This is a genomic window from Nitrincola sp. A-D6 (assembly GCF_000764495.1).
Taxonomy (GTDB): Bacteria; Pseudomonadota; Gammaproteobacteria; order Pseudomonadales; family Balneatricaceae; genus Nitrincola.
The window spans coordinates 1-14,582 of sequence record NZ_JRLB01000105.1 but is presented as its reverse complement, the minus strand read 5'-3'; the positions used below and the strand labels follow the sequence as shown (position 1 = coordinate 14,582).

Sequence of the window (14,582 nt, the reverse complement as noted above, 5' to 3'; positions counted from 1 at the left end):
CCTGGCATGACCTTAGCCAACCCACTGGTGCCCTCGGCGTCTCCGCTGAGTCGTGACGTCGCTATGTGCTGCCGTCTCGAAGATGCCGGTGCCAGTGCCTTGGTGATGTATTCATTGTTTGAGGAAGAGCTGGATAGCCATCATGCACGGCAGATACAACTGCTTGAATCCAGAGAGATAGGTCACAGTGAAGCGACCCATTTTCTGCCGCTGCATGCAGAGCCTTCTCACGCACTGGAGCAGTACCTGGAGCAGATTCAGACACTCAAGCAACGTCTGGCGATTCCTGTTATCGCCAGTCTGAATGGCACTTCACAAGATGGCTGGATCAACATTGCCAAACAACTGACAGAAGCTGGAGCCGATGCGCTGGAGTTAAATATCTATAATGTTGCCGCCGACCCGCTGCAAAGCGCCAGCGATATGGAAAGGGGTTACATCGAACTGATTTTGGCGTTACGAGATGTGGTAACTTGCCCAATTATGGTCAAGCTCTCCCCCTACTTCAGCGCTTTGGGGCATTTCGTTCGACAGCTGGAAGACACGGGTATAAACGGTGTATCGCTGTTTAATCGCTTCTACCAGCCGGATATAGACCCGGACACCTTGCGTGTTCAGTCCAGCATCCACCTCTCACGTTCAGAAGATGCGCTGCTAAGCATGCGCTGGTTGGGTATCCTGTTCGGCAAAACCCGCCTCACCCTCGCGGCGACCGGAGGTATTCACAACGCTGATGATGCAGTCAAAATGCTGCTTGCAGGGGCCGATGTCACTCACCTCTGTAGCGTGTTACTGCAGCAAGGGCCAGCCGCACTCAGCCAGATATTAACTGGCATTAACGATTGGCTGGATGAAAGCCCCTACGAATCACTGGAACAAGCCAGAGGAGTGCTGTCTCATCTGCACAGTAATGACCCGACGCTGTATGAGCGTGCCAGTTATGTGCAATTGCTGAAAACGGGTCGTTATTAGCCTGCCAGGTTAGTGCGCTAGTCTCTTAGTGCACTAACCTCTTAGTGCATTACCCCCCAAACACCCGCTTCAGCAAATCGGTACTGCGTGCCAGTGGATTTTCACGTATCTGGCGTTCCTCTTCAGCCAACAACACAAACAAGCCTTCCAACGCTGACGTAGTCACATGATCAGCCAGGTCAGGCGTATAGCTGGCCAGCATGGGTACAGCGGAGGTGGCCGAATCGCTCAAGACTTGCCAGGCGGCGGTTGTACCGGTTTGATTCATCGACTGCTCAATTTGTGGCCGCAGCAGAACTTTCAGATCTTCAAAGGTTTTACCCTTAAAATACTCAGTTGCTGATGTGTCACCGCCCTGATAAATGCGTTGCGCATCTTCAATGGTCATCGACTCAACAGCGCCCACGACAACTGGGGTGGCCTGACTGATCGCCTGTTCAGCCGCGCGGTTCATGCTCAGTTCAAAGGCCTCAACCTGTGATTCAAAACCAAAGCGTTTCAGGGTATCCACCGCACTGCCCAGCATTCCCGGTGGTTCAATTTTTACCCGGCTATCACCGAGAAAACCATTGGTCTGCGACAGGGTATCGATTGCTCTTTCGGCACCCACCGCCAGAGCTTCTTTCAATCCAGACGCTAACTGAGCGGAGCTGACACCCTCTGGCACTGCAGTCGCCTGGGCTTCAGTGGCAGAAGGCTCATTAGCCGGTGCCATATTTTGCTCCAGAATTTCCTGACCGCGATTGAGTAACTTGCTCCAGTCCGCCTGCGCCTGGGGCACCAGCAAAAGGCAGGTTAGAACAAGTCCGGTTGTAATAGGTGATTTTTGCATGGGTGGCCTCTGGTATTTTTAGTTAGCTACAACTTTACTACCTGCTACATCTTAGTGCCACACTGGGGTAGTGGTGATATATACTGAAAGCACTACCCCAACCGATTTAAATAACTGGTCACAGCAAACCCCAATTGCTGGCTCAACTGCTTGGCTGACTGCTTTAACTGATTCTGAGTCAGTTCATTTTTGGATTTGCCCGCATAGATAATCCAGTTGCCATCCTGTGTGGTGCAGGTACGTATATCGGCAAACAGCAAGGCTAATTCTTTTAGAATAGAGTCACCGCGATGTTCTTTCCAGCAGTTCATTACCAACCAACCATCCGGCTTTAACCGCTCATAGCACTCATGCAAGTAGCCTGGTTCATGCTGCTGGGCATCGACACCATTTTCGTCATAAATATCGCTGAAAATAATATCCGCAGGACGCGTCGGTTCGGTATCCAGAAAGGTTTTTGCATCCAGAGTATGGATAGTGATGTTCTTACTGCGCGGTAGCTGAAAGTATCTGTAAGCTGTTAGCACTACCTGGTGGCGCAACTCAACCACATCCTGCTTCAAACCCGAAAACTGATGGTGCAGGCAGGTATTCAGCGAACCACCGCCTAACCCCAGGGTGATAATCCGACTGGGCGTCACAAACAGCAACACCAGCAGCATGGCACGAATATAATCCGCTTGAGGCTGCTCGGGTTGGCTTTTCAGGTAACAGCTCTGTTCATCGTCGGTACCAAAAGACAAATAGCGCTTATTGCCATCGTCCAGTACCTGAATCACCCCATACTCATCATAACACCGGTGAATCTCGGTACCTTGCAGTGACATGCTTGCTGTTCTCTTGTGTAAAGTTAGATTGATTAGCTGGATAAAGCCGGGGAGATTATAGCGTTAATTTTACGGCTGTCATGCTCATTAACTCCTGCCGACTCGGCAAACACTGGCCAATTACCCAGTGATGCCAGTACCCGTTCTGCCACCTGCTTAACCAGAGTAGCTGGCAAGCCAAAAACTCGACCTGAGGCCTGGTTGGGCATTAATGGATAGGGGGAATAGTTGTAGCCTGCAATATGGTATTGCCCCAAGGGCTTTGCTCGCGCAGGCGTTGCTGCTTTTATAAAAAGCCAACCTTGCAAGCACCCGCTTTCCCCAGGCATCCGGTAGATAATCATCCAGAATAGCGGGCATCCCCCCGCCCGGCAGGAAGATCTATGTCCTGGGGTGTCAAAGCTAACAGTGCAGGGTCCAGTGCAAACGCCTGAGGATGATCCAGATAAGCAGCGTCGTAACGTAACTGAAAGCGACTTAAAACCCCGTGATCTTCTTGAAGGCCCACACGCGCCGCTTTAATTAATCCCATCTCGGTGTATTCAGGTAAAGATCAAAGCGTGCGACTGATTCAGTCATCCAGCAGACTCCTTTGCATGGTAAAGAGCTGTTCGAAGCCTGCTTCCAACCCTAGTAATTGGGCGGCGGCATAATACTTATCCAATCCCACGCTGAGGTCGCCCTTTTCCATCTTGGAATAGGTGGCTTTAGATACGCCGATTCGCACCGCAAATATTTTCTGGGTGTCCTGGGGGTAGTAATACTTGCGGGCGCTCGCCAGATGCTCACCCAACACAGAAAGACGCTGATTCATTAGACTAGTATTCTAGACTTTCACGCTATTTTCAACATAAAAGTCTAAAATAATAGCCCAAAATAATAGTCCAAAAATTTTGACATCAACTTTCCAGTAACGCCAAACGCCCTTCGACCAGCGCATCTTCCACGGCGGTAATGCGCAGCAGGTGTCCCAAGGCTGGATGGGCGGGTCGGGCGACCAGAATACCGGCTTGCAATAGCGACTGACTGCGTTGCAGAGCGATATCGGCACTGGGTAAACGCAGGGCAACGAAATTGGTATGACTGGGCAACACATCACCGCCCATCTGACGTAGATAGTCGGTGAGCTGTTCGCGGCGCTGTTTAACGGCGGCAATATGTGCATGAACCTCTTCAGGATGGGCCATCAGCAGCTCGGCAGCCGCCAGGCTGAGTGATGATACCGCATAGTGAATACGCACTTTCTGTAATACTTCCAGCACCTCTGGTTCAGCTATCGCATAACCTACACGCAATCCTGCCAGGCCATGTGCTTTAGAGAAGGTGCGCAAACGAATCACGCCCGCCAAGGGCTCCGAGCCACCGGGCTGACCGGCATCATCACGAAAATCATAATAGGCCTCATCCAGCAACAGCCAGCAATCCTCGGGGAGCTGCGCCCGGAGTTCAGCAATAGCGGTATCGCTATGCAGATGGCCACTGGGATTATCCGGATTGGCCAGATACACCAGTCGCGCGCCGTCCTTATGTGCCGCGGTCAGCAAAGCCTCCAGATCCGGTGCCAACTTATCTGGCTGATCCTGATAGGCGGTTTCAACCAGGTGACAGCCCTGCCCCTGGACAAAATAAGCAAAGGTGGGATAGGTACCGCCCGCACACACCACCACATCACCCGGTTCGACCAGACCACGCAACGCCAGTGCAATCAGACTATCCGCACCGGCATCAACCAGCAACGCCTCTATGGGTACAGACAACTCAGCGCTCAGCGCCTGGCGCAGTGCAAACGCCTCGGCATCACCATAGGCACGCACATGCGCAACCATCGCCTCACCAAAATGCGCACGCAGCACAGTGTGCGGCATATCCAGGCCTTCATTCGAACCAAGACGGTGTGGAATATCCTGGCCAAGGCGTCGCTGTAGCGCACTCAGGCCTGGAAAGGGGTTCACCGGTCCAGTGCCGGTCAGGTGTTTGGGAAAGCGGGGCATAACGTCTGGTCTTCCTTCAGCTAACAGGTATTGTAAAGGCTAGCACACAACAGCTTAATGCATCTTCAGGCGCGGATGCATAGCACGACTGATTTTATCCATCAGCCAGATGACTCCGGTGCGCAGAAAACCATGTAGAGCGACCTGGTGCATGCGGTATAAAGAAGCGTAGAACAGGCGCGCCACCTTCCCTTCTATGTACATGCTGCGCCCCGACAAGTTGCCCATCAGATTACCAACCGTGGTGTAGCGACTGAAATTGATCAGTGAACCGTGGTCGTTGTATACAAACGCAACCGGCTCTTTACCCTGCAAACGGTTGCGCAGGGTTTTGAACAAAGCATCCGCCTGCTGATGTGCCGCCTGGGCACGTGGGGGCACCGGATGGTCGGAATTCGGTTGTGGACAAGATGCACAATCACCAAAGGCAAAAATATTGGCATCCAAAGTGGTTTGCAGGGTCTGCTGCACCACAAGTTGATTGGTACGATTAGCTTCCAACCCATCCAGCTGTGCAAGGAACGGGGGGGCTTTGATGCCAGCAGCCCAAATGGTCATTTCTGAAGGCAGCTCTGTGCCATCCTTCATCAACAGGCTGTTTTTGCGTATCTCACTGACTGGCTGCCCCGTGAGTACCAGCACATTTTGCCGCTCCAGTTCCCGGGTCGCCGCAACAGACAGGCGCTCCGGCAAGGCGGGCAAAATGCGCTCAGCGGCTTCAATCACCGTGATGGAAACATCCGATGCTTGCAGGTGGTTCATGCCATAAACGGGGAGTTCGCGCGAAGCCAGTCGTAACTCAGCTGCCAGTTCCACACCCGTGGCACCGGCGCCGATAATACTGATATTCAACTGATGCGAATGGCCCTGATGGGCTTCGTGATTAGTCCTCAAAAAAGCATTTAACATCAAATTATGAAAACGCCGGGCCTGCTTCAGACTGTCCAAAAACAAACAGTGCTCCTGAGCCCCAGGCGTGCCAAAATCATTGGCCGTACTACCAATGGCGATCACCAGGGTATCGTATTGAAGGTGGCGTTCGGGTACCACTTCCCGCCCTTCTTCATCCAGAAAAGGCGCAATCACAATGGCTTTATTACGGCGATCAAGCCACTCAAGCGGCCCAACTGAAATTCGAAATGGTGCTTGCGAGCATGGGCTCGATAGTTAATTTCGTTAGAACTGGCATCCAGAGAACCAGCGGCAACTTCATGCAGCAAGGGTTTCCAGATATGCGTCAGCCCGGCGTCCACCAGTGAAACTCTGGCCTTGTGCTTCTTGCCGAGCTTGTTGCCCAGACTGGTAACCAACTCCAGTCCACCGGCACCGCCGCCCACTACAACTATGTGATGCAGGTTTTCCATAACAGTTTTACCCTCGGATCAGTTTTTTATCAGCCGTTAACAGGTTACTAATATTACGCTTATTTAGCATATTTCTTACCAGAATTCGCAGTCTCTTTTCTATCGTGGCTTGGTTGTTAGTCTAGACGGGTCCGATCCGCCAGTCCCTCCACAATAGCTAACCAGGCCTCGCCACGCGTAATCACCAATAATAACAACAATCCGCCGGGTATAAGTATCAGGGCCAACAGGGGGCGCAGTACATAACAGAATATAATCAGCGTAGGCCCCAGGATCACATACACCCCGACCTGTTGAATAAACATTTTCATTATCACCTCTTGAAAAAATGAGCGCGCTCATAATCTATAATGATCACGCTCATTTTTCAACACCTTTCAGGTTACAAGCGGAATACCACCTGCTAAGATCAGCCTTTGGAGGGAAGAACAGTATGCAGTCAAAGCGAGAACGAACACGGGCCCGAATTTTACAGGCAGCTTGGGAGCTGTTCCGGGAAAACGGTTATCAGCCCACCAGTACACGCCAGATCGCGCGCACTGCAGAAGTGGCTGACGGTACGGTATTTAGTCACTTCAGCACCAAGCTGGATATACTGAAAGCAGGTATCCTGGCACAGATTCAACTGGTGATTGAAGAGGCAAATGTAAGTCTCAAGGGCAATACTCCGGAAGAACGCCTGCTACACTACGCCGAACACCTATACCCCTTTTATGCGGAGCAGGCTGAATTCAGTCGTGAGCTATTCAAGGAAATCCTATGGCACCAAGATGAATTAAGCCCACAGATACAAGCCTTCATCTACAAGCTTTTTGACGCTCCCGTGTCTGCCGAGAATCAAGTTTACGGCCAAGTATTAATGGATTGTTATTTCATGACGCTATTGGAAGGACTTGGATCTAAACAGGTCAGTGCCCTGAGGATGCAAGACCTACTGACACAAAAGCTGGCAAGCTTAACGTCAAACCGAAGCTCTGCGACCCCCCTTCTATAGGAGCTCACTCCGTGAGCGAGGCTGTTCGTTTTTTCGCCCGGAGACCGGGCTCTTACAGACCGGAAGTATAGCCTGTAGGAGCTCACTCTGTGAGCGAACACCTATTCGCCCGCGGAGCGGGCTCCTACAAAAAGGGAGATATATTCCGTGTAGGAGCTCACTCTGTGAGCGATGCTTTTATTTGTATAATATTTTTGACAAAACAATAGAAATAGCAAATATTGTAAAGTATTTAAACCAATCTAGGTCACTATGGACTATCAGGAACTTGGGCAGCAGGTAGCGTTGTTGCGTAAACAGCAGAAACTCACCCAGCAACAGCTGGCAGATTATTGCGGCCTGTCGCGTGCCACGCTGAATGCGTTGGAAAATGGGCGACCAGGCGACGTCGGCACACGTAAGCTGATCAAAATTCTGGACATACTAGGCTATGAGTTACGTTTGCGGGAAAAGTCCCCTTTCCCGACACTGGAGGAACTTCGCGATGCGCAACGCTAACCCCCTTCAAGTGTGCATTGAGCAACAGCCGGTTGGGCAACTGCAGAACGAGTTTCCTAATTTCTTAACTACGTCAGCTCTTGAGCCGAATAAATAAATATCACCCTCAGGATCAGCCTCCATCAGCTCTGATCGAATGCGCATTTCTTCATTAGCGGTCAAACGGTAGTTATCTGCCATTACTCAACTGAACCAAACTGAAATTGAACGATTATGGGTTAGAAGCATCACTCTTTTGAAAATATAACACAACTCACGCAACCACACTGCACACGATACTTCACCCACCAACTGCTGGCGTTGCACCACCACGCGGGTTCCATCACCATTGGGCAGGCGAACCAGGGTTCAAGGTACCTGACCCCTTGATCCCCTGACCCCTTGATCCCTTGATCCTTGATTCAAGTAATGACATTGACAGTACACAAGTGCTAAAATTCAGTAGATAAACAGGAGAAAATTACATGATCTCTACCCATACCGAAAAAGCCAAGCGTGATACGTTAAATATACGAATCAAACCAGAAGAGCGGAATTTGATCGACCGGGCGGCTAAGGTTCGCGGTAAAAATCGTTCTGAATTCGTGCTCGAAGCGGCTCGGAATGCTGCAGAAACAGCGCTTTTCGATCAGGCAATCCTATCTGCAACGCCGGAAGCCTATGATGCATTTATTGCGCGCCTTGATGAACCACCAAAACCAAATGAACGCTTGCGAAAAACCATGAATACTCCAGCACCCTGGGACTTGGAATGACGTTATCGGCACCTACGCCAATATTGCCGACACACGAAGCTGAAGGCTTTTGCTCAGGTGTATCAAGTTTGGATACCTGGCTCAAGCAACGAGCCCTGCGTAACCAGATAAGCGGAGCATCCAGAACCTTTGTGGTCTGCGAAGAAAACCGTATCAAAGCTTATTATACTCTGGCATCCGGCGCGGTTTTGGTAACAGAAGCTACCGGGCGCTTCAAACGCAATATGCCTGACCCAATACCTGTGGTCATTCTTGGACGACTGGCAATTGATCAGTCTTACCAAAGAAAAGGACTAGGCCGGCTACTCGTTCGGGATGCAGGTTTACGCGTTATCCAAGCCGCCGATACGCTTGGCATCAGAGGCATGGTTGTTCATGCGCTTTCGCAATCAGCTAAAGATTTCTACCTGGAACTAGGCTTTGATTCATCCCCCTAGATCCAATGCTACTCATGGTCACGCTGGATGACCTTCAAGCCAGTTTGGTAGGGTAGATATTTTTTCTTCGCTCGGAGACCGAGCTCCCACAGACCGGACATCTACGGCAAACGATACCTCACCCGCCCCTCTGCATCACGCGCTTCAATCAACTCAACGGTATCGCCAACCGCCAACGGCTGGCGTTGCACCAACACGCGGGTTTCATCACCATTGGGTAAGCGAACTCGTGCGGTGGTCATCCTCACTGTCTGACCGCTGCGTAACACTTCTCCTTCCCCCGTATTCACCTCTACCACCTGCCCGGTGACAGACCGGGTTTGCAGGGTTTCAGGGTCTGGTGAGGGTGACCAAAACAGCAGTGCAGCAATCACCAGAATCAACAAGGGAACTACCGTGCGTATCAAGCGGTAGTTGTGTGCATAGGTAGATGACATAGTCAGACTAAACCTCTTGATACCTGACATCGATAAGTGTCCAGGCAAAAAAATTATGTTAACATTTATTAACCAAATCAAGCGTCAACATGTGGGCCATTATGGTTATCGATGCAGTGATTAACGATATCATCACAACTGGCAAGAGAGGAAAACCGCATCACATCAATGTGGGAAATAGATTATAGGTACCACATAGAAAACAGCGTTCGGTTTCTATCCTGTAACATGGCTATCCACGCATGCCCGTCCTGGATAAGCTCACGCTTAAAAGCTTCACGAAAGGTATCCCTCGATCCTGCCACGTTAGTATTACCTTGCCACATCAAATAATCACGCAGAAACCACTTGATCCACGCATCGCCGCACTCAAACTGGAAAACTGGGTTTGAAAACTCAAGAAACCTAAACTCAAGGTACCTGACCCCTTGATTTCCTTGATTTCACCTCAACCACCCACCCGGTGACAGACGACGGGCTTGACCTTATACAAAATGATAACTACAGTTAACATACTATGGAGATAATAAAAACGGATGTTTTTGATCAATGGCTAAAAAATCTGCGGGATACGCGGGGCCGAGCTAAAATAGCAACACGTATAAAGCGCCTAAGCCTTGGAAACCCTGGGGATGTTAAGCCAGTAGGGGAAGGTGTTTCTGAAATGCGCATTCCTTATGGTCCTGGCTATCGTATTTACTACATTGCCAAAGGTCCCATCATCCTGCTGCTTCTTTGTGGTGGTGATAAAAGCACCCAGTCACGTGATATTGAACTAGCAAAAGCCATTGCTGCACAATGGAAGGAATAATTTAATGACTACACACAAAGCCACCTTCAGCCACTACGATACCGCTGAATATCTTCAGACTGATGAAGATATTGCTGCTTATCTTGAGGCAGTTATTGAAGAAAACGACCCTTCACTGTTGGCTGCTGCATTAGGTGATATTGCGCGTGCCCGGAATATGAGCCAACTAGCCAAGCAGGTTGGCATGAGTAGAGAAGGACTTTACAAAGCGCTATCAGGTAAAGGTAATCCGGCATTTGCTACCATGAGCAAAGTTGCAAATGCTCTTGGGATGCGCCTAACCCTTGAACCGATCGCACATAAAAATGCTCACAACTAACCACTACTACAAAAACAAATAACTACACACCGCCACCGCCGCAATTACCGCCACAACATCCGCCGTTAATGCGGCGGCCAGTGTATGGCGTATACGCCGGATCTGTACGGCACCAAAATACACCGCCAGCACATAAAAGGTAGTTTCTGTAGAGCCCTGCAGGGTAGTCACCAGATAACCGATATAACTGTCCGGACCTATCGCCGGGTCATTAATCACCGACGCCATTACACCATAAGCACCCGAGCCGGATAAGGGGCGTAACAAGGCCATAGGCAAGGCTTCAGGAGGCAGGCCGAAGCGTGAGGTAAAGCCACCAATGGCTGACACCATCATCTCCATCGCACCACTGGCACGGAACATCCCCACCGCCACCAGAATCGCTACCAGATAGGGAATAATGCGCAACGCTACCTGAAAGCCATCTTTGGCGCCTTCAACAAACGACTCATAGATACGCACACCGCGCAGCGCACCGAATAGCAGAAACCCCACCATCAGCCCCGGCATAATCCAGGGCGATACCGCCTGGCCATAAAGCACCATCAATGGAATCATCGCCACAATTGACAGCAGTGCCGTCACTGACACCCACAGCGGGTAAGCACCCGTATCATAGGATTTGTCGGACTTATCGGAATCGTCACTGTCAGTCACCCAGGGGCGCTCCATCTGGGCCGACTGAGGGTCAGGCACCACCGGGAAAAAACGGCGTAGCAGCATCGCCGCACTGATCGCCGCGATAGTGGCACAGATGGTCGCAAACAGCGTAGTCGGCAAAATACCCGCCGGATCAGCCGAACCCGCCGCCGCTCGAATCGCAATCACCCCGGTCGGCAACAGCGTAACACTGGAGGTATTAATCGCCAGAAACAGCGCCATGGAATTAGTCGCCGTTCCTGGCGTGGTATTCAGCTTATCCAGCTCCTGCATGGCACGAATACCAAAAGGCGTCGCCGCATTACCCAGGCCCAGTGCATTCGCCGACATATTCAGAATCATCGCACCCATCGCCGGATGATCCGGAGGCACATCAGGAAACAACTTGACCATCAACGGGCGAATCAGCTTGGCGATAATCGTCAGCAACCCACCCGCTTCGGCTACCTTCATAAGCCCCAGAAACAGCGTCATCACCCCAACCAGACCCAACGCCAACTCTACTGCGCCCTGCGCTGAACTGATCATTCCGGAAGACAGAACTTCCATAGGCGTAGACATGCCTTCTACAGGCTGGTGCACAACTTCACGCCACCCGGCGACTACAACAGAGATAAGGACGATGCCGAGAAAGATTAGGTTCATGGGTTATGGCTCATAGAGTAAATCTACCTTTAAGTTTACCTGACTGCCTGGTTGCACATTAAGGGGCTGTAGTTACTGAAACGATAAAGAAACGAACTGTTTTTTGATGCTCTGATTGGAATTCACACACATCTTGCAATAATTGCGTGAAAATCAGCAAGTCTTCTTCAACTACCTGCACACCCTCACTGATAGAAAAATAAACATCAGTAGCATCATCACAAGATGCGGCCCAATCTAACAAACAATCGTAAGCCGCATCCCAGTTATAGCCAAAATAATCAGGAAAATTTAAGTTACTTGCCAAGCGTGTAAAATTGATGCTTTGTCTAGCACGCCATTCATATCTAAAGGGATAACCTGCGACCGATTAGATAACTGACTGTCTGCTATGTGAAACACACCGGATACTGGCATTTCATCTACTCCACTAAGCACTATCAGCGCCCATCAATGCGAACAAATGAGTGGTAATGATCTTCAGTATAGTAATACACCACAGGTGGGTTGCCACCGGTCACCACGCGCCTGGGCCCACGATGCGATAAACCGGGCGTATCAACCGTATATTCACGGTAGTAGCCACGCGGCTGGTTAGGCAAACGCCGCTCACGGTTTTCAAATGTTATGCCATCACGGTCATAGGGAAACGGACCACCCTGCTTTATCAACTTGAGGGTGTTTTGCAGTGCCTGTTGTTGTGATGATACAGGTGAAGACTGCGAAACCGATGACTGGCCTAGCAGAGTATCAAACGATCCGCCTTGATATTGGTAGAAGCCGAATACCAACACAAGCGCGAAAAGGATTTTTTTCATTGTCGGCATGTTTTTTCTGAGTTAATGAGAAATTAGGTATCGCACTCTATTGAGGATATCCTCACTACCAACCAACCAATCCAAAGCCTGAGCTGAGATAGTAACAGCAATACTTAAGTAATGGACTAGATAGTAGAGAGGCCAACACGTAGGATGACATCTTGGGTTTAAAGGGTACTGACACCTTTATTCCTAGCCATTCCCGGCATGGTATTCAGTTTAACCAGCTCCTGCATGGCACGAATACTAAAAGGTATCGCTGCATTACCCAGCCCCAGTGCATTCGCACACATATTCAGAATCATCGCACCCATGGCCGGATCATCCGGAGGCATATCGGGGAACAACCTGCCCAACGCCAACTCAACCGTTCCCTGCGCTGAACTGATCATTCTGGAAGACAGAACTTCCATAGGCATAGACACACCCTCAACAGGCTGGTGCAGAGTACCTCACGCCATCCGGAGACAACAACAGAGAGAAGGATGATGCCGAGGAAGATTAGATTCATGGTAGAGCAGCCTGTTTGACGATTAGAAACTCACCTATGCTAAAGCGTTTTGTGGGTAAGTGCAGGTGAATTATTGGGAATTTATGATTGGATTATGATTAAGATCACTATCTATTTTATTGTTATCTATCGTATGTTTAAGATGTAAAAGCCTTGAATGCTCTGGATAAAGATAAAGAGCATAGTCGATGGTACTAAGGGCTTTTTCTTCAGAACTAATTTTTATATACATACGAGCTAAATCAATATACACACCTACATCAGGAACTCGCTCAACATAATTTTCCATCCAGTCAATATAATAGTTAATACTTTCTGGACTTTCTGTATGTGCTACTAGTGAAGCAAGCATATGCCTGCTCGCGATGTCAGTGAAGAATGGATGACGCCCCATTTTTTCAAGTTCTTCAATGGTCCCTGAACCAGAAAATATCAAGCCACCAATTTTATAACTATATAAATAAGACTTCCCAAAAAATACCAAAGAAACTGAAAACAAAATAACAGCAAAAACCCTTATGAAAAATATTCCAAAAACACTAAAATCCACTGATTTAAAATAAGAATTTTTACGAAACAAAATATATGAAAAAAATAAAAATAAAAACCAATGATAAAAAGAAACATAAAAAGGGTGTTCAACCTGAGTGTGAATTAAAATTGGAAAAACTAAAGCAAAATAGGCCCCACCTTTTTTCCATCCAACCTTATATAGCTGAATTAAAAAAACAATAAGTGCTATTAATAATGCCAAAATAGCAACTCCCCCTCCCTCCATACCCCATAATAATATTTCATTATGAGGATGCGTATATCTACCATCACCAATAAGGTTGACACCACCTAGTTGAGCTTGATATTTAGCAGCATTTTCATGAAAAACTTTCTGGAAGGTGCCAATTCCATGACCAAAAAATGGCTTTTCAATAATAGACTCAAACCCTATTCTATATACATGCACACGAACATCTTTTCCACTCTCAGACAAACGCTCAAATTTTGAGTACGCATTAAGAAAACCGTCATTAATTTGCATCCCTGAAAACACCCCAATACTTAATGATAGTGCCATCATGAATAACCATTTAGGTTTCCTTTTAAGAAATGAAATTCTTACAAGAATCATAAAAAAAAGTGAAATAGCACCACCAATCAAACCAATACGGGACCCAGAACTAAAGAGTGCAAAAGATGATAAAAAAACCAAAGCAACCAAAGCAATCTTAAGCAATACTGGCCTAAACTGGAAGTCAGGCAGACTTACCATAAAAAATGCCAGAGTTACTGCTGTAGCCATAAGGCTAGCTTGCATATTTGGCTGCTGAAAAATACCCATTGGTACCATATTACCTACATTCGGTATAATGGCTGCCATGTGCATTCCAGGCAGTATTTGCACAATAGAAACCAAGGAATGGATAATAAAAAAAATAACCAGCACATAAAGGGAATTACTAACCATTCTCACACTCAACTGATATTGAAAAATTGAGTAAAAGAACAAATACCCACCAATAACTACAGACAATCTAAAAAACCATAACAATGGCTGTTCCACACCAGAAAAAAATCCAGAAGCGATCAAAAGAAAAGGGGATGCTAATATATACAAAGACAACTTAGGTAATATTATATACTTTCTCAAACTCACTATAATTATAGAGCAACAACATATAGCCATTACAAAAATCCACACCAGTGAATTAAATGG

The 14,582-nt window shown here is 48.5% G+C and carries 23 protein-coding genes; 7 read left to right on the top strand and 16 right to left on the bottom strand.

Annotated features, from left to right (window positions below):
- Positions 1-6: 6 nt before the first annotated feature.
- Complete coding sequence (locus LH51_RS16990; RefSeq protein ID WP_052063885.1) at positions 7-972, top strand: dihydroorotate dehydrogenase-like protein; 966 nt, start codon at positions 7-9, stop codon at positions 970-972.
- A gap of 49 nt (positions 973-1,021) precedes the next feature.
- On the opposite strand, the gene LH51_RS16985 is transcribed toward LH51_RS16990, so the two are convergent.
- The 9 genes from LH51_RS16985 to LH51_RS16950 form a co-directional block, all read right to left on the bottom strand.
- On the bottom strand, positions 1,022-1,804 hold the full coding sequence (locus LH51_RS16985; RefSeq protein WP_036524522.1) for a DUF4197 domain-containing protein: 783 nt from the start codon (positions 1,802-1,804) through the stop codon (positions 1,022-1,024).
- Between the two features lie 92 nt (positions 1,805-1,896).
- Complete coding sequence (locus tag LH51_RS16980) at positions 1,897-2,631, bottom strand: spermidine synthase (RefSeq protein WP_036524520.1); 735 nt, start codon at positions 2,629-2,631, stop codon at positions 1,897-1,899.
- Positions 2,632-2,663: 32 nt separating this feature from the next.
- Complete coding sequence (locus LH51_RS16975) at positions 2,664-2,939, bottom strand: hypothetical protein (RefSeq protein WP_144244312.1); 276 nt, start codon at positions 2,937-2,939, stop codon at positions 2,664-2,666.
- Positions 2,940-2,971: 32 nt separating this feature from the next.
- Positions 2,972-3,163 (bottom strand): hypothetical protein, encoded by a 192-nt coding sequence (locus LH51_RS16970; RefSeq protein WP_036524516.1) that lies wholly within the window; start codon positions 3,161-3,163, stop codon positions 2,972-2,974.
- A 39-nt stretch (positions 3,164-3,202) separates the two neighbouring features.
- Positions 3,203-3,445: a helix-turn-helix domain-containing protein gene (locus LH51_RS16965; protein WP_144244311.1), complete on the bottom strand. Its 243-nt coding sequence runs from the start codon at positions 3,443-3,445 to the stop codon at positions 3,203-3,205.
- An 85-nt stretch (positions 3,446-3,530) separates the two neighbouring features.
- On the bottom strand, positions 3,531-4,622 hold the full coding sequence (locus LH51_RS16960; protein ID WP_036524512.1) for a pyridoxal phosphate-dependent aminotransferase: 1,092 nt from the start codon (positions 4,620-4,622) through the stop codon (positions 3,531-3,533).
- Positions 4,623-4,676: 54 nt separating this feature from the next.
- On the bottom strand, positions 4,677-5,708 hold the full coding sequence (locus LH51_RS16955) for an NAD(P)/FAD-dependent oxidoreductase (protein WP_327125467.1): 1,032 nt from the start codon (positions 5,706-5,708) through the stop codon (positions 4,677-4,679).
- Positions 5,705-5,986, bottom strand: a complete 282-nt coding sequence (locus LH51_RS24500) for a hypothetical protein (RefSeq protein WP_327125465.1) — start codon at positions 5,984-5,986, stop codon at positions 5,705-5,707. The genes LH51_RS16955 and LH51_RS24500 overlap by 4 nt, the downstream gene beginning before the upstream one ends.
- Positions 5,987-6,102: 116 nt before the next feature.
- Entirely contained in the window at positions 6,103-6,297 is a 195-nt protein-coding gene (locus LH51_RS16950; RefSeq protein WP_036524508.1) for a hypothetical protein, read from the bottom strand.
- 122 nt (positions 6,298-6,419) lie between these two features.
- Here LH51_RS16950 and LH51_RS16945 point away from each other — a divergent pair, with 122 nt between their 5' ends.
- The 4 genes from LH51_RS16945 to LH51_RS16930 all read left to right on the top strand — a co-directional run bounded on the left by LH51_RS16945 (position 6,420) and on the right by LH51_RS16930 (position 8,670).
- Positions 6,420-6,980 carry a TetR/AcrR family transcriptional regulator gene (locus tag LH51_RS16945; protein ID WP_036524505.1) on the top strand — a complete coding sequence of 187 codons (561 nt, stop codon included), beginning with the start codon at positions 6,420-6,422 and terminating at the stop codon, positions 6,978-6,980.
- 252 nt (positions 6,981-7,232) lie between these two features.
- Positions 7,233-7,478, top strand: coding sequence for a helix-turn-helix domain-containing protein (locus LH51_RS16940; RefSeq protein ID WP_036524502.1), 246 nt, complete (start codon positions 7,233-7,235; stop codon positions 7,476-7,478).
- A gap of 464 nt (positions 7,479-7,942) precedes the next feature.
- Positions 7,943-8,233, top strand: a complete 291-nt coding sequence (locus LH51_RS16935) for a type II toxin-antitoxin system TacA family antitoxin (RefSeq protein WP_036524499.1) — start codon at positions 7,943-7,945, stop codon at positions 8,231-8,233.
- Positions 8,230-8,670 (top strand): GNAT family N-acetyltransferase, encoded by a 441-nt coding sequence (locus LH51_RS16930; protein WP_200882055.1) that lies wholly within the window; start codon positions 8,230-8,232, stop codon positions 8,668-8,670. Before LH51_RS16935 ends, LH51_RS16930 begins: the two co-directional genes overlap by 4 nt.
- A gap of 101 nt (positions 8,671-8,771) precedes the next feature.
- On the opposite strand, the gene LH51_RS16925 is transcribed toward LH51_RS16930, so the two are convergent.
- The gene (locus LH51_RS16925) at positions 8,772-9,137 is read right to left on the bottom strand and encodes a hypothetical protein (protein ID WP_160173751.1); all 366 of its coding nucleotides are present in this window, start codon (positions 9,135-9,137) and stop codon (positions 8,772-8,774) included.
- Positions 9,138-9,289: 152 nt separating this feature from the next.
- Positions 9,290-9,448, bottom strand: coding sequence for a nucleotidyltransferase substrate binding protein (locus LH51_RS24945; protein WP_442934857.1), 159 nt, complete (start codon positions 9,446-9,448; stop codon positions 9,290-9,292).
- Positions 9,449-9,624: 176 nt separating this feature from the next.
- Here LH51_RS24945 and LH51_RS16920 point away from each other — a divergent pair, with 176 nt between their 5' ends.
- Together LH51_RS16920 and LH51_RS16915 are read left to right on the top strand one after the other, a co-directional pair.
- A complete protein-coding gene (locus tag LH51_RS16920) occupies positions 9,625-9,918 on the top strand; it encodes a type II toxin-antitoxin system RelE/ParE family toxin (protein WP_036524494.1) in 294 nt (97 codons plus the stop codon).
- A 4-nt stretch (positions 9,919-9,922) separates the two neighbouring features.
- Entirely contained in the window at positions 9,923-10,237 is a 315-nt protein-coding gene (locus LH51_RS16915) for an addiction module antidote protein (protein WP_036524492.1), read from the top strand.
- Between the two features lie 6 nt (positions 10,238-10,243).
- On the opposite strand, the gene LH51_RS16910 is transcribed toward LH51_RS16915, so the two are convergent.
- The 5 genes from LH51_RS16910 to LH51_RS16890 all read right to left on the bottom strand — a co-directional run.
- On the bottom strand, positions 10,244-11,542 hold the full coding sequence (locus LH51_RS16910; RefSeq protein WP_036524489.1) for a nucleoside recognition domain-containing protein: 1,299 nt from the start codon (positions 11,540-11,542) through the stop codon (positions 10,244-10,246).
- A 58-nt stretch (positions 11,543-11,600) separates the two neighbouring features.
- Positions 11,601-11,849, bottom strand: coding sequence for a barstar family protein (locus tag LH51_RS16905; protein WP_036524488.1), 249 nt, complete (start codon positions 11,847-11,849; stop codon positions 11,601-11,603).
- A gap of 133 nt (positions 11,850-11,982) precedes the next feature.
- On the bottom strand, positions 11,983-12,360 hold the full coding sequence (locus LH51_RS16900; RefSeq protein WP_200882053.1) for a ribonuclease domain-containing protein: 378 nt from the start codon (positions 12,358-12,360) through the stop codon (positions 11,983-11,985).
- A gap of 167 nt (positions 12,361-12,527) precedes the next feature.
- A complete protein-coding gene (locus tag LH51_RS16895) occupies positions 12,528-12,779 on the bottom strand; it encodes a hypothetical protein (RefSeq protein WP_036524477.1) in 252 nt (83 codons plus the stop codon).
- 162 nt (positions 12,780-12,941) lie between these two features.
- The coding region (locus tag LH51_RS16890; protein ID WP_081960882.1) for a PglL family O-oligosaccharyltransferase at positions 12,942-14,582 on the bottom strand (1,641 nt) is incomplete at its 5' end.

Excerpts from the sequence above, each read along its gene's own strand:
- LH51_RS16990 (WP_052063885.1), top strand. The coding sequence starts at position 7 with ATGACCTTAGCCAACCCACTGGTGCCCTCGGCGTCTCCGCTGAGTCGT.
- LH51_RS16985 (WP_036524522.1), bottom strand. The coding sequence starts at position 1,804 with ATGCAAAAATCACCTATTACAACCGGACTTGTTCTAACCTGCCTTTTG.
- LH51_RS16980 (WP_036524520.1), bottom strand. The coding sequence starts at position 2,631 with ATGTCACTGCAAGGTACCGAGATTCACCGGTGTTATGATGAGTATGGG.
- LH51_RS16970 (WP_036524516.1), bottom strand. The coding sequence starts at position 3,163 with ATGGGATTAATTAAAGCGGCGCGTGTGGGCCTTCAAGAAGATCACGGG.
- LH51_RS16965 (WP_144244311.1), bottom strand. The coding sequence starts at position 3,445 with ATGAATCAGCGTCTTTCTGTGTTGGGTGAGCATCTGGCGAGCGCCCGC.
- LH51_RS16960 (WP_036524512.1), bottom strand. The coding sequence starts at position 4,622 with ATGCCCCGCTTTCCCAAACACCTGACCGGCACTGGACCGGTGAACCCC.
- LH51_RS24500 (WP_327125465.1), bottom strand. The coding sequence starts at position 5,986 with ATGGAAAACCTGCATCACATAGTTGTAGTGGGCGGCGGTGCCGGTGGA.
- LH51_RS16950 (WP_036524508.1), bottom strand. The coding sequence starts at position 6,297 with ATGAAAATGTTTATTCAACAGGTCGGGGTGTATGTGATCCTGGGGCCT.
- LH51_RS16945 (WP_036524505.1), top strand. The coding sequence starts at position 6,420 with ATGCAGTCAAAGCGAGAACGAACACGGGCCCGAATTTTACAGGCAGCT.
- LH51_RS16940 (WP_036524502.1), top strand. The coding sequence starts at position 7,233 with ATGGACTATCAGGAACTTGGGCAGCAGGTAGCGTTGTTGCGTAAACAG.
- LH51_RS16935 (WP_036524499.1), top strand. The coding sequence starts at position 7,943 with ATGATCTCTACCCATACCGAAAAAGCCAAGCGTGATACGTTAAATATA.
- LH51_RS16930 (WP_200882055.1), top strand. The coding sequence starts at position 8,230 with ATGACGTTATCGGCACCTACGCCAATATTGCCGACACACGAAGCTGAA.
- LH51_RS16925 (WP_160173751.1), bottom strand. The coding sequence starts at position 9,137 with ATGTCAGGTATCAAGAGGTTTAGTCTGACTATGTCATCTACCTATGCA.
- LH51_RS16920 (WP_036524494.1), top strand. The coding sequence starts at position 9,625 with ATGGAGATAATAAAAACGGATGTTTTTGATCAATGGCTAAAAAATCTG.
- LH51_RS16915 (WP_036524492.1), top strand. The coding sequence starts at position 9,923 with ATGACTACACACAAAGCCACCTTCAGCCACTACGATACCGCTGAATAT.
- LH51_RS16910 (WP_036524489.1), bottom strand. The coding sequence starts at position 11,542 with ATGAACCTAATCTTTCTCGGCATCGTCCTTATCTCTGTTGTAGTCGCC.
- LH51_RS16900 (WP_200882053.1), bottom strand. The coding sequence starts at position 12,360 with ATGAAAAAAATCCTTTTCGCGCTTGTGTTGGTATTCGGCTTCTACCAA.
- LH51_RS16895 (WP_036524477.1), bottom strand. The coding sequence starts at position 12,779 with ATGCCTATGGAAGTTCTGTCTTCCAGAATGATCAGTTCAGCGCAGGGA.